The following is a 20,448-nucleotide window of genomic DNA, read 5'->3' as shown; positions in this document are numbered from 1 at the left end:
GCGTCGCAATCAGATCACAGGAACATCAGCCAGTTCAGCAAGAAGATATTCACCACCAGCATCGACAGCGCCGTCGGAATCTGCACTTTGATCACCGCGTTTTTGTCAGGTAATTCCAGCAGCGCTGCCGGCACGATGTTGAAGTTCGCGGCCATCGGCGTCATCAGCGTGCCGCAGTAGCCGGAGAACATGCCGATCGCGACCATCGTGGCTGGATTGCCGTGGAATACGCCGACCAGGATCGGCACGCCTACGCCGCCCGTCATCACCGGGAACGCGGCGAAGCCGTTGCCCATGACCATCGTGAAAAGCGCCATGCCGATGCAATACACGGCGACCGCGACCAGACGGTAATCGAGGTTCACATACGCCGTGGTCACGTGCGCGACCGCCTTACCCACGCCTGCATCCGAGAACACCAGACCGAGCATGCCCAGCATTTGCGGAAGGACCGCGGCCCATGAAAGCGCGTCGACCAGCCGGCGCGTTTCTTTCATCGATTGGCCGACGGTATCGCGCGTCATCACGCAGGCCACGCCCAGCGCGACGATACAGCCAATGCCAAAACCCATCAGCGTGACGTTCTTCGGATCGAGCAGCGGCTTGCCGCCGAACACGAGGTAACTCGCTGCCAGCGTGAGAACCACCGTTACCACGGGAATGGTCAACGCCGGCACGAACAGCTTGTTGCCGAGACGCATGGCGCTTTGGCGGCGCGCTTCGTCGGAGAGCATTTTGGGCTTGCCGGCCGTGACGCCGCCAAAGCCGGCAATTAACGTCATGGCAACAACCAGCACGCCGACCACATTGGCCGGCAGCCAGTCGCCGATCAAAAATATCAGCGCGTACACGAGCCAGAACGTGCCGGTGGTGAGGCGGCGCGGGTGCGACTTGTCGACGTAGATCATGCCGGCAACAACGACCAGCACGATGCCCAGCAGATAGAACAGATAGTTGAGCGTGAGTGTCATGCGGTTTCTCCGCGAACGTTTTTGGTCAACGCGCCGAGTTCGCGATTCAGCCGTCGATCGAGCAGCCACAGCCGGAAGCCGTGAATCAGGAATGCGCAGATCGCGGTGGGGATGCCCCATACGGCGACGTGCAGCGGTTCGACCACGATCCCCGCTTCCTTCAGGAAGGTTGTCATCAAGACGATTGCGCCGAACGCGACGAAGATGTCCTCGCCGAAGAACAGGCCGACGTTATCGGTCGCGGCGGAGTACGCGCGCAGCTTGAAGCGGGTTTCATCGGAGAGCTTGCCGAAGCGTGCTTCCGCTGCGCCTTCGGCCATGGGCGCGAGCAGCGGCCGGACCATCTGCGGATGTCCGCCGAGACCGGTCAAGCCGACCGCCGCCGTCAATTCGCGAATCAGCAAATAGACGATCAGCAGACGTCCAACGGTTGCCGCCTTGATGCCGGCAATCCAGATTTGCGCACGTTCACGCAGACCGTGCCGTTCCAGCAAACCGATCACGGCCAGCGGCAGCAAAATGATGAGCGGGATGTTGCGCGTCTTGAGAAAGCCCGTACCGATCGCGGTGAGGATGCGATCGATGGGGAAGTGCGCCGCAAGGCCGGTGATGATGGCGGCGGCGGCCACGATCAGCATCGGATTGAAGCGCAGGATAAACCCCACGATGATGACGGCCACACCTATCAGTGGCCATAGGTTGACAGCGGTTCCCATAAGATCTCCAAGTGATCGGGCTAATGCCCCGGTAAGGGCTCTTCCGCCGTTGGACGAACCGCTTGCTTCGAGCGGGGCCGTTCCATTGGCTTGATAAAACGGCTCTACTGGCCGCTTACGAAAACGCCCCGCCAATACGCGAGGCATTCAGGTTCATTGAGGCTTCAATCCGACCCGCTGCAGGAGACAAGCGCAAGCAGCGAGGCAGCCATTCGATCAACGTCAAAATCGCTAAAGACCGCGCATCAAACCTCGACCGCGTGCGCAGCACGAACTTCGATACCCGCCTTTTCGAGTGCTCCGCGAATCCGCCGGGCGAAAGCGAGCGCGTGCGCACCGTCGCCGTGAAGACAAACCGTCTGCGCATTGATCGGCACCCATTCCCCGCTGACCGCCTGGACGCGGCGCTCCGTTGCCATTGACAGCGTGCGGGTGAGCACGGCTTCCTCGTCCTCCAGCAATGCGCCGGGGTCCTTGCGCGGCACGAGCGACCCATCCGCCCGATATCCGCGGTCCGCAAAAACTTCCTCGATCGCGACCATGTTCGCCTTGCGCGCGGCATCGACGAGATTGCTGTTCGCCAGCCCGAACACGAGCAACGAAGGATCGAAATCGCGAATTGCCGCGACAATGGCTTCGGCGATTTCCGGGTTCCTCGCGGCCTGGTTATAAAGCGCGCCGTGCGGTTTCACGTGCGACATGCGGCCGCCTTCGGCCTTCACGATCGCCGCCAGCGCGCCCAGCTGATACAACACGCCCGCGTAAATCTCCGACGCGGGAAGATCCATTTCCTTGCGGCCGAAATTCTCGGGATCGTTGAAACTCGGGTGCGCGCCAATGGCGACACCTTTCGCGACAGCCCAGCGCACGCAATCGCGCATGGCAGTGGCTCCGCCCGCGTGCCAGCCGCAAGCAATATTCGCGGAGCTCACGAGATCGAGCAGCGCTTCGTCGGTTCCCATGCCTTCGCCGAGATCGGCGTTCAGATCGATTTCCATCTTCGTTCCCTGTTCACTTACCGGTCGAGGCGTTCCGCGTGCATCGCGATAGCCGATTCAACCTGTTTCACATACATGCGCTCTTCGGCCAGCGCGTGACGCGCGGCTTCAACCGTTGTTTCGATAAAGCGCACACCGCTGTTGAGCCTCGCTTGCGCGAGCTTCCACAGGTCGGCCTTGATCACCGAGCCTATTTTTGGATATCCGCCGGTGGTCTGGGCATCGCCCATCAGCACGATCGGCTGACCATTCGGCGGGACTTGAATCGTGCCGGGCAACACGGCGTGGGACAGCAGGTCGGCTTTATCGCCGCGTTCCAGGACCGTGCCGGCGAGCCGGAAACCCATGCGGTTACTGTTCGGCGTGATGGTCCACTCCTCGTTCCAGAAGTCGCGCTGGGCCGTCTTCGTGAAGGTTTCGTATTCGGGACCGCGCAACACGCGGATCGGCAGCGACCATGAATTGCCCGGCGTGTGTTTGCCGCGCCGCAGCGGTTCTTCCACGTACACGAACTTGCACCACGCGGGCGCTTTCACGCCAAAAGCCGTTCCCGCCGATGAAAACGCCGCGCTCTTGTTCGGCAGCGGTACGCCCGTGGCCAAACGATCGCCGTCGCGCAACGCCCGGCCGCCGAGGCCGCCAAAACAGGCGCCGAGATCGGTGCTGCGGGAGCCGAGCATGGGCAGGACGTCGATACCGCCCGCCACGCACACGTAACCGCGCATGCCGTGCCGGGCGCCGCGCAGGGTCAGTTCCTGGCCGGCTTGAACCGGCAGGCTCCACCACGAGTAGACGGGTTTGTCGTCCAGCGTGGCAGCGAAATCCGTGCCGGTGATCGCCACGCGTGTAGCGCGCGTGAAGCGCAGGGTGATGGGTCCGAACGTCAGTTCGATGCCGGCCGCATCTGGCCTGTTGCCTACGATCCGGTTGCCGATTTCCAGCGACAGCGCGTCAAGTGCGCCGCCCGAACTGACACCCAGGTGCCGATATCCCGCGCGGCCGAGATCCTGCACGGAGGAGAGCATGCCGGCGCGAATGACGTCGATCATGCGAGCACCTCCAGCGCGGTAAAACGTACGTGATCGCCGGGTTGCATGAGCGTGGGCGGGTTGCGGGCGGGATCGAAGAGCTTCAGATCAGTGCGTCCCAATAGTTGCCAGCCACCGGGCGACGCCGCCGGATAGATGCCCGTCTGCTCCCCGCCGATACCCACCGACCCCGCCGGCACTTCCAGCCGCGGTTTGGAGTGACGGGGCGCGTGCAGCGTGGGATCGAGGCCGCCGAGGTAGGCGAAGCCGGGCTGAAAGCCGAGGAAAAACACGATGTAATCGGCTTGCGTGTGACGCTTCACGAGTTCATCGACGCTCAGGTCCAACTGTTTTGCCAGCGATGCAAGATCGGGTCCGTCAGCGCCGCCGTAGCGCACGGGAATATCGATTTCTGCTGTGCCCACCTCGACTTCGGCTGCTTGCTCCCACGCGGTTTTCATTTGGCTGGCGAGCTCGGCGGAGTCGGCCTGGAGGGGATCGAAGACGAGCGTGAGGTTGTTCATGCCCGGCACGACTTCCACGACGTGCGGCCACAGGCGCGCCGCGTCGGCCAGCGCCCACATTCGGCGCTGGCATTCGAGCGTGGCGGGCGGCGGTGCAACGCAAACCAGCGCGGTGTCGCCGAGTGGGTGAATTTTGGGTGGTGTCATGCTGGGTTTTGCCGGTAATCGAGCGCGCACTTTGAGCGAAAGGCAAAAGCAAGCCGTCTCGACGCTAGCTCGGGAATGTACATTGTCAATAATTTATCGACAAATTATCAATAAGAATTTAGACGTTGCGATGAATTTCGTTCGATACGCTACACTCGCCGACATATTGTTCCGTATAGATATCCATGCCCCGTCATCCGACCAAGATCGTTTCGTCCGAGCATCTCGTCTCTGAAACGAGCGCCGAGTTGTCCGAGTTCGAATATGGCCTGATCATGGCCGGCAATGCGTTCAACCGCTGGATGGTTCGATGCATGTCGGCGGCGGGTGCGAAGGACATGACGGCGGTGGAAGTATCGCTGCTGCATCATGTGAGTCATCGTGACCGGAAGAAAAAGATTGCCGATATTTGCTTTGTTCTCAATATAGAGGACACGCACGTTGCCAGCTATGCCATTAAGAAGTTGATGGCACGGGGCTATGTGAAGAGCGAAAAAGTGGGCAAGGAGGTGTTCTTTTCCGCAACGCCGGCGGGGCGGGAGTTGTGCGGGAAGTATCGGGAGGTGCGGGAGAGTTGTTTGATCAGCACGTTGAAGGAGAGCGGGCTGACCAACGAGCAGATAGGCGAGGCGGCGCAATTGCTGCGAAATGCTTCCGGTCTTTATGATACAGCGGCGAGGGCTGCAGCATCGTTATAGGGTTTTCGTTCGCACTGTTTGGGGTTTTTGGGGGGTGGTCGGGGGGCTATTCCGGGGTTGTTAGGTTCTGGGGTTAGTGGTCGGGGTTAGTGCTGGGGTGGTCGGTTCTGGAGTTAGCGGTCGGGGTCTATGCCGGGTTGGTGCTTTCGGCCGTGGTGGTCTGCAAGAGTCGGATTTTCTCTTTATCACTATTAGCCACTGTGCGTGGCGGCACGTCATTTCTTTGTCCAAAGCGACAAAGAAACGAAGCAAAGAAAGCGCTTTCAACCACGCTACCCTAAGTGTCCACAGCGTGCAGTTTCTATTCATAGGTGCCCCAAAAGCACGGTGCTCGCCAGAGCGAAGGATGTGTGAACCCCTCCTTCTCCGAACACCGATACCCACACGCTTCGCCACCAGTGATTGAACCTGCCCAAGGAGCACCCCGCGCTATCCGCGGACGACCATCCACCAAATATGTGCGCGCCTCGAACCACGTCGCCAACCCTGCTGGAAACGAGGTCGCGAAGATACGGGGGGCCGTAACCGGCGAAAATAGCTGTACAGAATGCGCAGCCAATTCACAAAAACTGAAGCAGTAAACACAAACACGCAAGAAGCTGTGGCCTATGAATACGGTCGCACAGACCAGGAGCTAAGCCGTCAAAAAACCGTAGCCGTAAATACGTAAGGCCGTGCGGGTTCCTTAGCAATTGTGCTTGCCCGAGAGCGTACGGGGCGAAGCGTGTTCGTGTCAGGATTCGCGAGAAGGAGGGGTTCACACATCCTCCGCTCTGGCGAGCACCGTGCTTTTGGGGCACCTATGAATGAAAACTGCACGCTGTGGACACTTAGGGTAGCGTGGTTTAAAAGCGCTTTCTTTGCTTCGTTTCTTTGTCGCTTTGGACAAAGAAATGACGTGCCGCCACGCACAGTGGCTAATAGTGATAAAGAGAAAATCCGACTCTCGCAGACCACTAACGCCGAAAGCAGCAACCCGGCATAGACTCCGACCGCTAACCCCGGAACCTAACAACCCCGCAACATCCCCCGCCCACCAAACCCCCAAAAAACCGTCCACCGGTGCGAACGCTCAATAAACCGTTGATTCGGTCACAATCGCCCCGAGTGGCAAATCAAACTCCCCCCTCGGCAGGGCATCACACTTCGCGGATTCAAAAGCCACCCCAATCGTAGCCGGCGCCAGGCGCCCCGGCCAATCCGCCAACGTCCGATCGTAATACCCACCCCCATATCCCAACCGATATCGATCGGCATCGAAACCCACACAAGGAATAACGAGCAAGTCCGGCACCACCACCCGCTCCTCGGCCGGCACGGGAATGCCATACCGCCCTTTCTTCATCGCCGCGTTCGGCTGCCACGCATGAAAAACCAGCGGCGCCCTCGGCGCAACCACCACCGGCAATGCCGCCCCCCGCGATGCATTCAGCGCCAGCCAGACAGTCAGCACATCACGCGCATCGAACTCCCCCGCAACCGGCCAATAAAAGCCAATGCACGATGCATCGGAAAAGCGTGCGACCGCTTCCATCAAACGCCGAGCCAACGCTTCACCACGTGCACCCTGATCGGCCCGAACGCCTTGCGCCTCGCGGGTTGCAAGCAGGTTCGAACGCAGCGCGCTTTTGGTTTCCAGCAGAGGGTTGCGTGCTATGCTTTGCATCACTTCGCGCTCCAGAAATAACGATGTCAAAACGTCTCAAACGAGTATATCTCGCTGCCGCAACCGCGCTCGCCGCCATCACGCTGATCGGATGCGGTACCGCCTCCGCCGTGCGCCCGACAGCCGACTATTCGCTCTCGCCCGACGACCGCACCTTCATCCAGTTGCGCGAAGCCGCGCGCTCGAATGACGCTGGCCGTGCCATGCAACTCGCCGCGCAAATTCCGAATTATCCGGCGCCGGGTTATGTCGATTACTTCACCATCAAGCCGCAACTCTTCGACTCGCAAGGACACGCGCGCGTCGACGCACCGGACGAACCGGTCCTCGCGTTCCTGCAGCGCTACGACGGCCAGGCTATCGCCGACCGCATGCGTAACGACTATCTGAACGTGCTCGGCGCGCGCCACGACTGGCGCAATTTCCTCGATCAATACTCGCGCTTCGTCCTGAACGACGACACGCAAGTGAAATGCTACGCGCTCGAAGCACGCGCGTCGCGCGGAGAAAATGTGTCGGACGCCGCGCGCGCTCTGCTCGTCGATCCTAAATGGTATGGCGACGGTTGCGTCGACCTGATCAACGCACTGGCCGTCTCGCAGCAATTCACCGCGGACGACGTCTGGCAGCAAATCCGCCTCGCCTACGAACAGAACTACACGAACACCGGCAGCCGTATCGCGGACGCGCTGGGCCAGGTACGCCCGGATCAAAGCGTCTTCGACACCGCCGCCAGCACCCCGCCGCTGTATCTCGCACGCGGCGTAGGTCGAGACACATCGTCGCATCAACTGGCGCTCGTCGCCATTACGCGCATGGCGCGCAACGATCCGGCCATGGCCGCTGCATCGTTCAGTTCGGTCGCGCCGGCGTTGACGCCGTCGGAACGCGCTGTCGGCTGGGGCACGATTGCATATCAGGCTGCATTGAAACGGATGCCGAGCGCGGTGGACTGGTATCGGCTCTCGGTGAATGCGCCGTTGTCGAATCCCGCCTATGAATGGCGCACGCGCAGCGCATTGCTCGCCGGCGACTGGACCATGGTGCGCTGGTCGATCGAACAAATGCCGCCCACGCTGCGCAATCAGCCCGCGTGGATCTACTGGCACGCACGCTCACTGAAGCAAGCCGGCGACACCGCCACGGCCAACCAGGAATTCACGAGCATCGCGGATCAGTTCAACTTCTACGGCCAGTTGGCGTCTGAAGAACTCGGCCAGAAGATCACCGTGCCGCCGCGCACGGAAGTGAGCGACGCCGAAATCGCCCAAGCTGCATCGGTGCCGGGTTTTGCGCTGTCGCAGAAGTTTTACGCCATGAACCTGCGGCTCGAAGGCAACCGCGAATGGAACTGGCCGCTGCGTACCATGACGGACCGGCAATTGATCGCCACGGCTCTGTACGCCAAGCGGATCGAATTGTTCGACCGCGCGGTGAACACGGCCGACAAAACCAAGACCGAGCACGATTTCTCATTGCGGTATCTCTCGCCGTATCGTGATGTGGTCGAGCGTGAGTCGAAGAACACCGGGCTCGATGTCGAATGGGCGTACGGGCTGATTCGCCAGGAATCGCGGTTCATCATCAACGCGAAGTCGGAAGTGGGCGCGGGCGGCCTGATGCAGTTGATGCCCGGCACCGCGCAACTCGTGGCGAAGAAAATCGGCATGGGACCGGTATCGCGTGAACAGATGAATGATCTCGACACCAACATCCTGCTCGGCACGAATTATCTGGCCATGGTCTACAACCAGTTCGACGATTCCGCCGTCCTCGCCACGGCCGGTTACAACGCGGGCCCGGGACGCCCGACGCAGTGGCGTTCCACGCTCAGCGCACCGGTAGAGGGCGCGATTTTTGCTGAAACTATTCCGTTCACCGAAACCCGCGACTACGTCAAGAACGTGCTGTCGAACACCGTGTATTACGCGGCGCTGTTCGAAGGCCGTCCGCAATCGCTGAAAGCGCGGCTCGGTTATATCGCGCCGTAAGCGGCCTGCAACAAGACTCGCCGCGCGTTTCGCTTTTCCGGTCGATACGGTTAGTCGAAAGTCACGCGCGGCGCCGCCGCCCTGACGCTTTCGCGGACCGCCACTTACAGAGGCGAACATGCGGCATCAAACCATTGCGTTGATCGGCGGATCGGGGTTTATCGGCAGTCATCTGGTGAACGCGCTTGTCGAGCTTGGCAAGAACGTGCGCATTGCCACGCGGCGTCGCGAGAACGCGGCGCATCTGACGTTGCTGCCCGTGGATGTGATCGAAACCAATGTCTTCGATTCCGTCCAGCTCGCCGCCTTCGTCTCCCAGGCCGATGCAGTGATCAACCTGGTCGGCATTCTGCAAGGCAAGCGCGGCGATCCTTATGGTCCGCAATTCGCCAAGGCGCATGTCGAGTTGCCCAGCAAGATCGTGGCAGCGTGTCAGGCAAAAGGCGTGCGGCGCTTGATCCACATGAGTGCGCTTGGCGCGGATCCGAAAGGGCCGAGCATGTATCTGCGCTCTAAGGGTGACGGCGAAAAGGCCGTGCGCGAATCGAATCTGGCGACCACGATCTTTCGTCCATCCGTGGTGTTCGGGCCTGAAGACAACTTCCTGAATCAGTTCGCGTTTCTCGAACGGATTTTTCCGGTGATTCCGCTGGCGTGTTCGCAGGCCAAGATCCAGCCGGTTTTTGTCGGTGACGTTGCCAAAGCCTTCGCCAACGTGCTCGATCTCGATGCCGCCAGTGGCCGCGTTTATGAACTCGCCGGACCGACGGTGTACACGCTGGAAGAACTGGTCAGGTTCAGCGGCGCGGCAATTGGCAAAAACGCGAAGATCATCCGCTTGCCGGATATCCTCGGCCGTCTCCAGGCGATGTCGCTTGAACTCGCACCCGGCGAACCCATGATGTCGCGCGATAATCTCGATTCCATGAAAACGCCTGCGGTGGCAAGCGGTCCGATGGCGCCGGAACTCGGCATTGAAGAGCCGGCGAGCATTGAAGCAATCGCGCCCATGTACCTTACGGGATCGTCGTCGCGTTCGCGCTTCAATACATTCCGGGCGTCGGCCGGGCGTTGATTTTTGCTAGTTATTCAACTTAGATATCTGCGATGAAACTCGTTATTGGTGACAAGAATGTGTCGTCATGGTCCATGCGGCCGTGGCTCGTGCTCAAGCACTTCGGCATTCCTTTCGAGGAGACGATGATCCGCCTCGCGCGGCCGGATTCCTCCGCGAATATCCTCGCGCATTCGCCGTCGGGGAAAGTGCCTTGCCTCGTGACCGATGCCGGCGACGCCGTATGGGAATCGGTCGCGATCATGGAAACCCTGGCCGAGTTGTTCCCGCAGTACGCGTTGTGGCCGCGCGATGCCGCCGCGCGGGCGCACGCTCGCAGCATCAGCGCGGAAATGCACGCGGGTTTCGCTGATCTGCGCGAACAGATGTCGATGAATATCCGGCACCAGGCCTTCGGCCAGCAACTCACTGCCGGTGCGTTGGCGAACGTGAAACGGATCGACCTGATCTGGCGCAATTGCCTCGACGCGCACGGCGGGCCGTTCCTGTTCGGCCACGAATTCGGTATTGCCGACGCGATGTTCGCGCCGGTCGTCATGCGCTTCAATTCCTACGCGCCCAAGCTGAGCGAAACGGCGCTCGCTTACGCCGCCCGCATCACGGCGCTACCGGAGGTTGCAGAGTGGATTGAAGGCGCACGGAACGAGCGATGAACATTTACGCCGTGGGCGGCGCGATCCGCGATGACATGCTCGGCCTGCCGGTTCAGGACCGCGATTACGTCGTGGTCGGAGCCACGCCCGAGCAGATGACGGCGCAAGGTTTCAAGCCGGTCGGCAAGGATTTCCCCGTGTTTTTACATCCGCAAACGCATGAGGAATATGCGCTCGCGCGGACCGAGCGCAAGACATCGGCGGGATATCACGGCTTTCAGTTTTTCTACGCGCCCGACGTTACGCTAGAAGAAGATCTCGCGCGCCGCGATCTGACCGTCAACGCAATGGCGCGCGAAGTGCGCCCGGATGGCGAGCTGACCGGACCGGTGATCGATCCGTTCAATGGCCGCGCTGATCTGGAAGCGCGTGTGTTCCGGCATGTGGGTGAAGCGTTTATTGAAGATCCGGTGCGGATTCTGCGCATCGCGCGGTTTGCGGCGCGTTTCGCGGATTTCACTATCGCTGACGAAACGCTCGCGCTGATGAAACGCATGGTCGCCGACGGCGAAGTCGATGCGCTCGTGCCCGAGCGCGTGTGGCAGGAAGTGTCGCGCGGCTTGATGGAGAAAACGCCGTCGCGGATGTTCGAGGTGCTGCGCGAATGCGGCGCGCTCGCGCGGATCCTGCCCGAGGTGGATTCGCTGTGGGGCGTGCCGCAACGTGCCGACTATCACCCGGAAGTCGATACCGGCGTGCACGTGATGATGGTCCTGGATTACGCGGCGGCGCACGGTTATACATTGCCGGTGCGCTTCGCCGCGCTGACCCATGATCTCGGCAAGGCGACCACGCCCGACGATATCCTGCCGCGTCATATCGGCCATGAAGGGCGTAGCGTCGATCTGCTGAAGCCGTTGTGCGAGCGTTTGCGCGTGCCGAACGAATGTCGCGATCTCGCGTTGCTGGTGGCGCGTGAGCACGGCAATATTCATCGGGTGATGGAGTTTGGGGCGGCGGCGCTGGTGCGGTTGTTCGAGCGTTGCGACGCGCTGCGCAAGCCTGCGCGGTTTGCTGAAGCACTACAAGCCTGTGTCTCCGATGCCCGCGGCCGGCTTGGTTTGAGTCAGCAACCATATCCGCAGGCCGAGCGTTTGCGCGACGCGTTGGTGGCGGCGCGTGCGGTCGATGCCGGCGCCGTCGCGCAGCAGTACGCGAACGAGCCGGGGAAGATCAAGGACGCGGTTCACGCCGCGCGCGTGGCGGCGGTGGAGGAGGTGCTTTAAAAGCGGTGTTGTGAGTTAAAGCGCCCGCGCCAGCAACGACAGCACGAGCGAAAGCAAAATAGTCGACATGAACGGGAACGGATATTCCCGTCCGAAAAGCCGCAGCGTGAAATCGCCGGGTAACTTGCCTATGCCGAGTTTCTTCATCCACGGCAAACACGCCGAGAGAATCGACAATGCAATGAACGTGGTGAGTACCCAGCGGATCATGATTTCATAAAGTATGCGAGCGGTCGCCGGACGAGAACGCGGCCAGCGTGTCGTCGATACCCCGCGAAAACGCGATCACCTTGAACAATTCGCCCATTTCCGCCTCCGATAACAACTTCTGAACCGCGTTCGCAGCGGGCAGAAAGCGCCGGGCGTCGGTGGGATCGAGGTCGGAAAGCGCGTCGGTAATACCGGCGTTCATCAGGAAACGCGCCTGCGACGTAAAGCCGAGCAGATCGGCGCCCGCGTCCGTGCCGGCTTCCGCGATTCCCGAAAACTCCACGTGCGCCGTGATGTCCTGCAGCCCGGGATACAAGAACGGATCGCCGTGCGACCGATGCCGGTAATGGCACATCAGCGTGCCCTGCGCGCGCTGAGCGTGATAAAACTCGCGCCGCGGAAAACCGTAATCGATGAAAAACGCCGCACCGCGCGTGAGCATCGTGCAGATGGTGCGCGTGAAAGCCAGCGCCGCTTCGTGCGTTTCGCTCAGGTATTCGACGAACGGCTCGTCGTTGACTTCATCGATGGTGGCATCTATTTCGGCCAGCAGCGGATCGTCCAGCGCGGCTAGCAGCGGTTTGTCGTCGAATGTGAAACGGTTGTCCGTCCACGATACGCCGCGCTCATGCCACACGCCCAGTTTGCGCACGACCAGGCGCACGGGCATGGCGTCGAGCACTTCGTTGCCGATCACCACGCCTTCAAAACGCTCCGGCAATACGCTGAGCCATTGCACCTTCGATGCCAGTTCGGGCGCATCCGCTTCAATCGTCGCCCGCTGGCGTTCCTGCAATTCGCCGGATAAATCCACGATCGCGTAGTTGTCGAAGGGGATATCCAGCGCTTTCAAAGCGTTCAGCAGCCCGGCGGCGAGCTTGCCCGTGCCGGCGCCGAATTCCATCAAATTGCGCGTACCGCTGTCGCGCAACGCCTGCGCGACCGGCCGCGCGAGCGTCGCCGAGAACAGCGGCGACATTTCCGGTGCGGTGACAAAGTCGCTGCCATCGTCGCCGCGTTTGCCGAATTTCATCGAGCCGCCGCTGTAATAGCCGAGGCCGGGCGCGTAAAGGGCAAGTTGCATATACCGGCTAAACGGCAGCCAGCCGCCCGCCGACGCGATTTCCGCCCGGATGCGTGCTGTCAGCGCCTCGGACTGCGCGAGCGCGTCGGAGCCGGGAACAGGTAAACTGTCGGATTCGTGAGCTTTTGGATTCATTCCGGCATTGTAAATGAGCGTTTCTTCGTCCACTTCTCCAGATTCTTCCGCGCCGAAAGCCCGCGTGGTGCTGATCACCGGCGCGGCGAAGCGCATCGGCCGCGGCCTCGCGCTCGGTTTCGCTGCGCGCGGGTGGGACGTCGCCGTGCATTTTGGCGGTTCTGAGGGCCAGGCGCAGGAAGTCGTCCAGTCCATACGCGCCCTCGGCCGCCGCGCGGTCGCTCTGCATGCGGATCTTGGCGTGGAAAGCGATGTGGCGCGGCTGGTGCCGGCGTGTATCGACGCGTTGGGTGGTCTGCATTGCGTGGTGAACAACGCGTCGAGTTTTGTCGAAGATACCGCGCGCGATTTCAGCTACCCGCGCCTGCTCGAGATGATGGCTGTCAATGTTGGTGCGCCGTTGGCATTGGCGCGCGCGCTGTACGACGCTACGCCCGATGCCGCCGCCGACGATGAAACCCGGCGCGGCTGCGTCATCAACGTGCTCGACCAGAAGCTGTACAACATGAATCCCGATTACCTGTCGTACACGCTGACCAAGGCGGCGCTGGAAAACGCAACCGTCGCGCTGGCTCAGGCGCTTGCGCCGAAGTTGCGCGTGGTCGGGCTTGCGCCGGGTCTCACGCTGCCGTCCGCCGACATGACGCAGGCCGAGTTCGAGGCCGCGCATCGGGTAACCCCGTTGGGGCGGGCTTCGCGGGTGGAGGATGTTGTCTCGGCGGCCTGTTATCTCGCCGACGCTTCAGGCGTGACGGGTACGACGCTGGTGGTGGACGGCGGGCAGCATCTCGTGCCGTCGCCACGCGACATCATGTTTTTGACCGCAAGCCGCAATCCGGGCGGCGGCGCTTAGTAAGTTAATCTCAGTCAGTCAATCTGAATCACCAGGACATCACCATGCTTGCCGCACTTTCGCATCCCCGGCTCGCCGATTGCCGGCGGCTTTTTCTGCGCAATTACGAAGTGCGCATCAACATTGGCGTGCACGATTTCGAAAAGCAGGGCGAGCAGCGCGTGGTGATCAACGTGGAATTGTTCGTGCCGCTGGCGTTATCGACGCCGACTGAGGACAAGCTGCGCGAAGTCGTCGATTACGACTTCATGCGCTCGACCATCGCCAAGCGCGTGGGCAAAGGGCATATCCACCTGCAGGAAACACTCTGCGATGACGTCGCTGCCGCTTTATTGGCGCATCCGAATGTGCGTGCCGTGGTGGTATCGACAGAAAAACCGGACGTTTATCCCGATTGCGATGCCGTGGGCGTCGAAGTCTTTCGCATCAAAGAGGTGACGGCATGAGTTCGCTAACGGAAACGGAAACGGAAGCGCCGGTGGTTCAGGAGTTGGCATCTGTCCCGACAATGCGCGAGCCAATGACCCGCCGCGAGCAGAAGCAGGCCTACGAGAACAACAAGTTGTTCAAGCGGCTGGCGCGTCAGGTGGGTGAGGCCGTCACCGACTACAAGATGATCGAAGACGGCGACAAGGTCATGGTCTGCCTGTCCGGCGGCAAGGATTCGTACGCGATGCTCGAACTCCTGATGCGGCTGCGCGAACGCGCGCCGATCAACTTCGACATCGTGGCCGTGAATCTCGACCAGAAGCAGCCGGGGTTTCCGGAGCATGTGCTGCCTGAGTATTTGAGCAAGCTGGATATCCCGTTTCATATCGAGAATCAGGATACGTACAGCATCGTCAAGCGGTTGGTGCCGGAAGGCAAGACGACGTGTTCGCTGTGTTCGAGATTGCGGCGCGGGATTTTGTATCGCGTGGCCGGTGAGCTTGGGGCGACGAAAATTGCGCTTGGGCATCATCGCGACGACATTCTGCAAACTCTGTTTTTGAATATGTTCTATGGTGGCAAGCTAAAAGGCATGCCGCCGAAACTGCAATCCGACGATGGCAAGAACATCGTGATCCGGCCGCTTGCTTACGCGAAGGAAAAAGATCTGGAGAAGTTCGCCGAGCTGCGCGAATTCCCGATCATTCCGTGCAATCTATGCGGTAGCCAGCCGAACCTGAAGCGCGCCGAAATGAAGGCACTGATCCGCGATTGGGAAAAGCGTTTCCCGGGCCGCGTGGAAAATATGTTCAACGCGCTGTCGAATGTCGTGCCTTCGCATTTGATGGATCACAAGCTGTTTGCGTTCGGCGGATTGCGCGCGACGGGCGTGGCGGACCCGGCCGGGGATATCGCGTTCGATGAAGACCCGTGTTCGACGGAATCAACCTCGCAGACTATTTCGATTGTTCAGTTCGACGATATTTGAGGGTTGAGCAGGAAACGTCGGTCGGAAACAAGCGCGCCCGTTGAGCGCGCTTGTTTTTTTTGGATGTCTTGCATTACGCCAACAAGTTACTTTCGGCGTTACTTGAGTCGCATAAAATAATTACCAAGGTTTTGTGAAATTAGTTTGCAATCCATATTAACGAGATAATCGCGGTGTTAAGTTGACCGGCTTCACGGCATTTCGCCGATAAAAAGAGCGATGTATGCCCAAAGCTGATGTCATCAACGAGCGCAGAAAGCGCGTATTTACCGCGCTCGGTGCGTTTTTCATCAGCGCAGTATTGTTCTCAACTAATAGCGTGGCTCAGTTGGCGCCTGTTCCAATGTATTTGCCGGGCAATTCGGCAGTACGTATATATGCGCCGCTTCCGTCCCGGTTTCGGAAGCCGCCTTCAGACGAACTGCCTTTGCCGACGTTTCCTGGGGATCCGGCATCTTCGCCGACGCTTTATCCTGGTCAACCGACACAATGGCATCGGCAATCCACGCAAGCGCTCTCCGATCAAGCCTCACCCTTGGACGCCCAAGCCGCACAATCTGCGCAGGCGAGCACATGCCAACTCAAGCGTGAGGCAACGCTTCCGATGACGAAGGTATTGACTCATTACACCGTGCCCGTCGATATCGACGGAAACGTGTATCCGATGATGGTCGATTCGGGTGCCGAGCGTACGACACTTGAACAGGGCGTTGTCGACACCTTGCATCTTGCCGAGGACTCGGACCACGCCTCCGAGACGAAGGGGGTTGCTGGCAGTGTCGGGTATCAATATCCCCGGATTCTTCCTTCGCTGAAGCTCGGATCGTCGGAATGGATCGACCTGCGCGTGCTCGTTGCCCCGAGCGGGACGGTGGCGCCAGGGGCGCAAGCATCTGCTCTGGCCGGGGTTCTTGGCGCGGATGTCATGAGCCGCTATGACGTGGAGTTAGACTTTCCCGCCCTCACAATGTCGCTATACACCGCAACCGGCTGCCTGGGCCGTTTCGCGCCGTGGCAGGGTGACTATCAGGCGTACTCCGCCGATAAAACGCGCGGCAATCGATTCATCTTGCATGTCGCGCTAAATGGACGTCCGCTACGAGCCTATGTGGATACCGGCACGGGTGTTTCGCTCGTGACAACAGCGGCGGCGGACTTGGCCGGCGTAGATTCCGTCGCGCTGGCACACGATCCTCAATCGTCGGGTACAGGTTTTGGCGGCATGCGGATCGGTACTTACCACCACAAATTTTCGATGAGCATCGGCACGGTGAACTATCCGAATGCGCCGCTGACCGTGGTGAACACAAGCTTCCGGGATGCAGGCATGCTGCTTGGCATGGACTTTATGAGGAACCGGAGGGTATGGCTGTCGTATTCGGCCGGCTGGGTGTTCATGCAGATCGCCGGTGACAAGAGCGCCGTGCCGGGTGCGCCAGGCGGCGCCAATGCATCGTTCAAACACTCTTTTTATGTGCCTCGCGACAACGGGGCCGGGCGCCCGGTTGCATTGAACGCTCCGCAGTCGTAGGCGTTTGCGCTTCTTGCGTCGCCAATCGCGAGATTGAAACAGTGTGTTGCAAGCCCGCAGAAACGTTACTCAGCAAGGCCGGCGCGGGTTTTGCCGCCCACGTGCGCGTGCTATATTGGCGGCTCCAAACACTTCCACGAAGCTGACGCCATGAACATTGTTATTTTGGCGGCAGGCACGGGCAAGCGCATGCGTTCCGCCTTGCCGAAAGTCCTTCATCCCCTGGCTGGCCGGCCGCTCCTTTCCCATGTGCTCGACGTTGCGCGTGCGCTCAAGCCCACGCGGCTTGTCGTCGTGATCGGACACGGGGCGGAACAGGTTCAAAAGGCAGTCGGCGCACCCGATGTCCAGTTCGCCGTGCAGGACCAGCAACTGGGCACCGGCCACGCGGTTCAGCAAGCGCTGCCGCTGCTCGACCTTTCCGTGCCAACGCTCATTCTTTACGGCGATGTGCCGCTCACCCGCGTCAGCACGCTGCAACGCCTGGCCGATACCGCCGCCAACGGCCGCTACGGCGTCCTGACCGTCACGCTGGACGATCCGACCGGGTACGGCCGCATCGTGCGTGATCCGACGGGCGCCGTGCAGTGCATTGTCGAGCAGAAAGACGCCAATGCCGGGCAGTTGACGATTGCCGAGATCAACACGGGCATTGTCATTACGCCGACCGCGCAGTTGGGCGAATGGCTGGCATCGCTTAAAAACGACAACGTGCAGGGCGAGTTTTATCTCACCGATGTCGTCGAGCGCGCGCTCGAAGCCGGCATTGAAGTGGTTACATCGCAACCGGACGAAGAGTGGGAAACGCTCGGCGTGAACAGCAAGCAGCAACTCGCCGAACTCGAACGGATTCATCAAGGCAATGTCGCCGAGGCGCTGCTGACCGCCGGCGTCACGCTGCTGGACCCCGCGCGCATTGATGTGCGCGGCACGCTGACCTGCGGACGCGATGTTTCCATCGACGTGAATTGCGTCTTCGAGGGCGACGTGACGCTGGCGGATAACGTGACCGTCGGCCCGAATTGCGTGATTCGCAACGCGTCAATTGGCACGGGGACGCGGATTGATGCATTCACGCACATTGAGGGCGGCACGACCGGCGCGAATGTCGTGCTGGGGCCGTATGCGCGCTTGCGGCCGGGCGCGGTGCTCGGTGACGAAGCGCACGTGGGTAACTTCGTCGAAGTGAAAAACGCGGTGTTCGGGCGTGGGTCGAAGGCGAACCATTTGAGCTATATCGGCGACTCGGATATTGGGGCGCGAGTGAATATCGGTGCGGGCACGATCACGTGCAACTACGACGGCGCGAACAAATTCCGTACGGTGATCGAGGACGACGTGTTTGTGGGCTCGGACACACAATTCGTTGCGCCGGTGCGAGTGGGGCGTGGTGCTTCCATCGCGGCTGGGACGACCGTCTGGAAGGATGTCGCGGAAGATCAGCTCGTGCTGAACGAAAAAACACAGGTCAGTAAGAGCGGTTACGTACGGCCGACAAAAAAGAAAGCTTGAACAATAAAGACGGCTCTGTCATGTGCTTGAGCGCGCGCCCTGGCGGCGAGCGCCGGGCGTTTTCGAGCGATTCAAAAACAATCTGAAAAGGACAACGCCATGTGCGGAATTGTCGGCGCGGTTGCGCAACGTAACATCGTATCGGTGCTGGTCGAAGGTCTGCGGCGGCTTGAATATCGCGGCTATGATTCTTGCGGCGTAGCCGTGATTGCCGATGGCGAACCGAAGCGCGCGCGCAGCGTTGCACGCGTGGCCGATCTCGCCGATCAGGTCCGGGATACGCATCTGGAAGGCGTAACTGGCATTGCGCACACGCGTTGGGCGACCCACGGCGCACCCGTCACCGACAACGCGCATCCCATCTTTTCGCGTAACGAACTGGCGCTGGTGCATAACGGGATCATCGAGAATTACGAGACCTTGCGGACCATGCTGCGCGGGAAGGGCTACGAGTTCGTCTCGCAGACAGATACCGAAGTCATCGCGCATTTGATCCACAGCATGTATCGCGGCGATCTGTTTCAGACCGTGCGCGACGCCGTGAGGGAGTTGCATGGCGCGTACGCCATTGCCGTGATCCACAAGGATCAGCCGCATACAGTTGTCGGCGCACGGCAGGGGTCGCCGCTGGTTGTAGGCGTGGGCGACGGCGAGAATTTCCTCGCCTCCGATGCGCTCGCGCTCGCCGGCAGCACGGATCGTTTTGCGTTCCTCGATGAAGGCGATGTGGTCGAGATCACGCTGGATGGCGTAAAGATTGTCGATCGTGATGGAATGCCGGCCGAGCGCGAAGTGCGCGTGGTCGCGGCGTATGGCGGCGCGGTTGAGCTTGGGCCGTATCGACATTTCATGCAGAAGGAAATCTTCGAGCAGCCGCGCGCGATCACCGACACCATTCCTCAAACCGATCGGTTCGCAGCAGAGTTGTTCGGGGCGGACGCGGCAGAGGTTTTCGCCGATATCGACAGCGTGCTTATTCTTGCGTGCGGCACGAGTTCGTATGCGGGCATGACGGCGAAGTACTGGCTTGAATCGGTTGCGAAGATTCCGACGCAAGTGGAGATTGCGAGTGAGTATCGGTATCGCGAATCGGTGCCGAACCCGCGGGCTTTGGTGGTGGTGATTTCGCAGTCGGGCGAGACCGCCGATACGCTGGCCGCGTTGAAGCATGCGCAGGCGTTGGGGCATAAACATACGCTGGCAGTTTGCAATGTGGCTTCCAGCGCGATGGTCCGGCTGACGAAGCTCGCGTTTCTCACGCATGCGGGGACCGAGATCGGGGTGGCTTCGACTAAAGCGTTTACTACACAGTTGGTCGGGATGTTTGTGCTGGCTGTCACGCTCGGGACGTTGCGTGGGCATGTGAGTGAGAAACAGGAAACCGATTATCTGACGCAGTTGCGGCATTTGCCGGCGGCGCTGAATAGCGTATTGGCGCTGGAGCCGCAGATTATTGCGTGGTCGGAGGAGTTTTCACGCAAGGAGAATGCGCTGTTCCTCGGGCGCGGGTTGCATTATCCGATCGCGCTTGAAGGCGCGTTGAAGCTTAAGGAGATTTCGTATATTCATGCGGAAGCTTATCCGGCCGGGGAGTTGAAGCATGGGCCTTTGGCGCTGGTGACTGAGGCTATGCCGGTGGTGACGGTGGCGCCTAATGACACGCTTCTGGAGAAGCTGAAGTCGAATATGCAAGAGGTCAGGGCGCGAGGCGGCGAGTTGTATGTTTTCGCCGATTCCGATACGCGGATCGTTAGCGAGGATGGGATTCACGTTATAAGGATGCCTGAGCATTATGGGTTGCTTTCACCCATTCTTCATGTCGTGCCGCTGCAGTTGCTGGCTTATCACACGGCTTGTGCCAGAGGGACGGATGTGGATAAGCCCAGGAATTTGGCGAAGAGCGTGACGGTGGAGTGAGGGGGGATGTTTCGCAGACCAAGCTCGGATACGTCGTTGCCAACTGTAATCATCGCGCAGCATTCCAGATAACCGAGCACTGCGAGTGACATCAGC

At 60.4% G+C, this 20,448-nt stretch carries 19 protein-coding genes; 11 read left to right on the top strand and 8 right to left on the bottom strand.

Annotated elements, in window-relative coordinates; genetic code table 11:
• Nucleotides 1–14: 14 nt before the first annotated feature.
• From ACSQ36_RS18630 to pxpB, 5 genes are all read right to left on the bottom strand, one after another.
• The gene (locus ACSQ36_RS18630) at nucleotides 15–971 is read right to left on the bottom strand and encodes a DUF979 domain-containing protein (RefSeq protein ID WP_436182953.1); all 957 of its coding nucleotides are present in this window, start codon (nucleotides 969–971) and stop codon (nucleotides 15–17) included.
• Entirely contained in the window at nucleotides 968–1,687 is a 720-nt protein-coding gene (locus ACSQ36_RS18625) for a DUF969 domain-containing protein (RefSeq protein WP_213767944.1), read from the bottom strand. The genes ACSQ36_RS18630 and ACSQ36_RS18625 overlap by 4 nt, the downstream gene beginning before the upstream one ends.
• Nucleotides 1,688–1,932: 245 nt before the next feature.
• Nucleotides 1,933–2,685, bottom strand: a complete 753-nt coding sequence (gene pxpA / locus ACSQ36_RS18620; protein ID WP_436182952.1) for a 5-oxoprolinase subunit PxpA — start codon at nucleotides 2,683–2,685, stop codon at nucleotides 1,933–1,935.
• A 17-nt stretch (nucleotides 2,686–2,702) separates the two neighbouring features.
• On the bottom strand, nucleotides 2,703–3,734 hold the full coding sequence (locus tag ACSQ36_RS18615; RefSeq protein WP_436182951.1) for a biotin-dependent carboxyltransferase family protein: 1,032 nt from the start codon (nucleotides 3,732–3,734) through the stop codon (nucleotides 2,703–2,705).
• Nucleotides 3,731–4,384 carry a 5-oxoprolinase subunit PxpB gene (gene pxpB / locus ACSQ36_RS18610; RefSeq protein WP_436182950.1) on the bottom strand — a complete coding sequence of 218 codons (654 nt, stop codon included), beginning with the start codon at nucleotides 4,382–4,384 and terminating at the stop codon, nucleotides 3,731–3,733. The genes ACSQ36_RS18615 and pxpB overlap by 4 nt, the downstream gene beginning before the upstream one ends.
• A 185-nt stretch (nucleotides 4,385–4,569) precedes the next feature.
• On the opposite strand from pxpB, the gene ACSQ36_RS18605 reads away from it, so the two are divergent.
• Nucleotides 4,570–5,082, top strand: coding sequence for a winged helix DNA-binding protein (locus ACSQ36_RS18605; protein ID WP_213767948.1), 513 nt, complete (start codon nucleotides 4,570–4,572; stop codon nucleotides 5,080–5,082).
• Between the two features lie 1,072 nt (nucleotides 5,083–6,154).
• Here ACSQ36_RS18605 and ACSQ36_RS18600 read toward each other — a convergent pair.
• Nucleotides 6,155–6,748, bottom strand: coding sequence for a 5-formyltetrahydrofolate cyclo-ligase (locus tag ACSQ36_RS18600; protein ID WP_436182949.1), 594 nt, complete (start codon nucleotides 6,746–6,748; stop codon nucleotides 6,155–6,157).
• 23 nt (nucleotides 6,749–6,771) lie between these two features.
• Between ACSQ36_RS18600 and ACSQ36_RS18595 the strand changes: the two genes are divergently transcribed.
• The 4 genes from ACSQ36_RS18595 (at nucleotide 6,772) to ACSQ36_RS18580 (ending at nucleotide 11,693) form a co-directional block, all read left to right on the top strand.
• The gene (locus ACSQ36_RS18595) at nucleotides 6,772–8,739 is read left to right on the top strand and encodes a transglycosylase SLT domain-containing protein (RefSeq protein ID WP_436182948.1); all 1,968 of its coding nucleotides are present in this window, start codon (nucleotides 6,772–6,774) and stop codon (nucleotides 8,737–8,739) included.
• Between the two features lie 118 nt (nucleotides 8,740–8,857).
• Nucleotides 8,858–9,814, top strand: coding sequence for a complex I NDUFA9 subunit family protein (locus ACSQ36_RS18590; RefSeq protein ID WP_436182947.1), 957 nt, complete (start codon nucleotides 8,858–8,860; stop codon nucleotides 9,812–9,814).
• A gap of 32 nt (nucleotides 9,815–9,846) precedes the next feature.
• Nucleotides 9,847–10,467 (top strand): glutathione S-transferase family protein, encoded by a 621-nt coding sequence (locus tag ACSQ36_RS18585; protein WP_436182946.1) that lies wholly within the window; start codon nucleotides 9,847–9,849, stop codon nucleotides 10,465–10,467.
• Nucleotides 10,464–11,693, top strand: a complete 1,230-nt coding sequence (locus tag ACSQ36_RS18580) for a multifunctional CCA addition/repair protein (RefSeq protein ID WP_436182945.1) — start codon at nucleotides 10,464–10,466, stop codon at nucleotides 11,691–11,693. The genes ACSQ36_RS18585 and ACSQ36_RS18580 overlap by 4 nt, the downstream gene beginning before the upstream one ends.
• Nucleotides 11,694–11,708: 15 nt before the next feature.
• On the opposite strand, the gene ACSQ36_RS18575 is transcribed toward ACSQ36_RS18580, so the two are convergent.
• Nucleotides 11,709–11,903, bottom strand: coding sequence for a DUF2905 domain-containing protein (locus ACSQ36_RS18575; RefSeq protein ID WP_213768198.1), 195 nt, complete (start codon nucleotides 11,901–11,903; stop codon nucleotides 11,709–11,711).
• A gap of 4 nt (nucleotides 11,904–11,907) precedes the next feature.
• Nucleotides 11,908–13,122 (bottom strand): class I SAM-dependent methyltransferase, encoded by a 1,215-nt coding sequence (locus ACSQ36_RS18570; protein WP_436182944.1) that lies wholly within the window; start codon nucleotides 13,120–13,122, stop codon nucleotides 11,908–11,910.
• Between the two features lie 13 nt (nucleotides 13,123–13,135).
• Between ACSQ36_RS18570 and ACSQ36_RS18565 the strand changes: the two genes are divergently transcribed.
• The 6 genes from ACSQ36_RS18565 to glmS all read left to right on the top strand — a co-directional run bounded on the left by ACSQ36_RS18565 (nucleotide 13,136) and on the right by glmS (nucleotide 20,352).
• A complete protein-coding gene (locus ACSQ36_RS18565) occupies nucleotides 13,136–13,975 on the top strand; it encodes an SDR family oxidoreductase (RefSeq protein WP_436182943.1) in 840 nt (279 codons plus the stop codon).
• Nucleotides 13,976–14,019: 44 nt separating this feature from the next.
• The gene (locus tag ACSQ36_RS18560) at nucleotides 14,020–14,421 is read left to right on the top strand and encodes a dihydroneopterin aldolase (protein ID WP_031362233.1); all 402 of its coding nucleotides are present in this window, start codon (nucleotides 14,020–14,022) and stop codon (nucleotides 14,419–14,421) included.
• A 62-nt stretch (nucleotides 14,422–14,483) separates the two neighbouring features.
• On the top strand, nucleotides 14,484–15,392 hold the full coding sequence (gene ttcA, locus ACSQ36_RS18555) for a tRNA 2-thiocytidine(32) synthetase TtcA (RefSeq protein ID WP_436183219.1): 909 nt from the start codon (nucleotides 14,484–14,486) through the stop codon (nucleotides 15,390–15,392).
• Between the two features lie 223 nt (nucleotides 15,393–15,615).
• Nucleotides 15,616–16,923, top strand: coding sequence for a retroviral-like aspartic protease family protein (locus ACSQ36_RS18550; protein ID WP_436182942.1), 1,308 nt, complete (start codon nucleotides 15,616–15,618; stop codon nucleotides 16,921–16,923).
• 150 nt (nucleotides 16,924–17,073) lie between these two features.
• Complete coding sequence (glmU, locus tag ACSQ36_RS18545) at nucleotides 17,074–18,435, top strand: bifunctional UDP-N-acetylglucosamine diphosphorylase/glucosamine-1-phosphate N-acetyltransferase GlmU (protein WP_213768204.1); 1,362 nt, start codon at nucleotides 17,074–17,076, stop codon at nucleotides 18,433–18,435.
• A 99-nt stretch (nucleotides 18,436–18,534) separates the two neighbouring features.
• The gene (gene glmS, locus ACSQ36_RS18540) at nucleotides 18,535–20,352 is read left to right on the top strand and encodes a glutamine--fructose-6-phosphate transaminase (isomerizing) (RefSeq protein WP_436182941.1); all 1,818 of its coding nucleotides are present in this window, start codon (nucleotides 18,535–18,537) and stop codon (nucleotides 20,350–20,352) included.
• Nucleotides 20,353–20,448: the final 96 nt, after the last annotated feature.

This window comes from Caballeronia sp. LjRoot34, from assembly GCF_964253815.1.
Taxonomy (GTDB): domain Bacteria; phylum Pseudomonadota; class Gammaproteobacteria; order Burkholderiales; family Burkholderiaceae; genus Caballeronia.
The sequence above is the reverse complement of the archived record's forward strand: the minus strand, read 5'-3'. Positions and strand labels throughout refer to the sequence as shown.

Bases quoted from the DNA above. Each gene is read 5' to 3' on its own strand.
- ACSQ36_RS18630 (WP_436182953.1), bottom strand. From the start codon at position 971: ATGACACTCACGCTCAACTATCTGTTCTATCTGCTGGGCATCGTGCTG.
- ACSQ36_RS18625 (WP_213767944.1), bottom strand. From the start codon at position 1,687: ATGGGAACCGCTGTCAACCTATGGCCACTGATAGGTGTGGCCGTCATC.
- pxpA (WP_436182952.1), bottom strand. From the start codon at position 2,685: ATGGAAATCGATCTGAACGCCGATCTCGGCGAAGGCATGGGAACCGAC.
- ACSQ36_RS18615 (WP_436182951.1), bottom strand. From the start codon at position 3,734: ATGATCGACGTCATTCGCGCCGGCATGCTCTCCTCCGTGCAGGATCTC.
- pxpB (WP_436182950.1), bottom strand. From the start codon at position 4,384: ATGACACCACCCAAAATTCACCCACTCGGCGACACCGCGCTGGTTTGC.
- ACSQ36_RS18605 (WP_213767948.1), top strand. From the start codon at position 4,570: ATGCCCCGTCATCCGACCAAGATCGTTTCGTCCGAGCATCTCGTCTCT.
- ACSQ36_RS18600 (WP_436182949.1), bottom strand. From the start codon at position 6,748: ATGCAAAGCATAGCACGCAACCCTCTGCTGGAAACCAAAAGCGCGCTG.
- ACSQ36_RS18595 (WP_436182948.1), top strand. From the start codon at position 6,772: ATGTCAAAACGTCTCAAACGAGTATATCTCGCTGCCGCAACCGCGCTC.
- ACSQ36_RS18590 (WP_436182947.1), top strand. From the start codon at position 8,858: ATGCGGCATCAAACCATTGCGTTGATCGGCGGATCGGGGTTTATCGGC.
- ACSQ36_RS18585 (WP_436182946.1), top strand. From the start codon at position 9,847: ATGAAACTCGTTATTGGTGACAAGAATGTGTCGTCATGGTCCATGCGG.
- ACSQ36_RS18580 (WP_436182945.1), top strand. From the start codon at position 10,464: ATGAACATTTACGCCGTGGGCGGCGCGATCCGCGATGACATGCTCGGC.
- ACSQ36_RS18575 (WP_213768198.1), bottom strand. From the start codon at position 11,903: ATGATCCGCTGGGTACTCACCACGTTCATTGCATTGTCGATTCTCTCG.
- ACSQ36_RS18570 (WP_436182944.1), bottom strand. From the start codon at position 13,122: ATGAATCCAAAAGCTCACGAATCCGACAGTTTACCTGTTCCCGGCTCC.
- ACSQ36_RS18565 (WP_436182943.1), top strand. From the start codon at position 13,136: ATGAGCGTTTCTTCGTCCACTTCTCCAGATTCTTCCGCGCCGAAAGCC.
- ACSQ36_RS18560 (WP_031362233.1), top strand. From the start codon at position 14,020: ATGCTTGCCGCACTTTCGCATCCCCGGCTCGCCGATTGCCGGCGGCTT.
- ttcA (WP_436183219.1), top strand. From the start codon at position 14,484: ATGCGCGAGCCAATGACCCGCCGCGAGCAGAAGCAGGCCTACGAGAAC.
- ACSQ36_RS18550 (WP_436182942.1), top strand. From the start codon at position 15,616: ATGCCCAAAGCTGATGTCATCAACGAGCGCAGAAAGCGCGTATTTACC.
- glmU (WP_213768204.1), top strand. From the start codon at position 17,074: ATGAACATTGTTATTTTGGCGGCAGGCACGGGCAAGCGCATGCGTTCC.
- glmS (WP_436182941.1), top strand. From the start codon at position 18,535: ATGTGCGGAATTGTCGGCGCGGTTGCGCAACGTAACATCGTATCGGTG.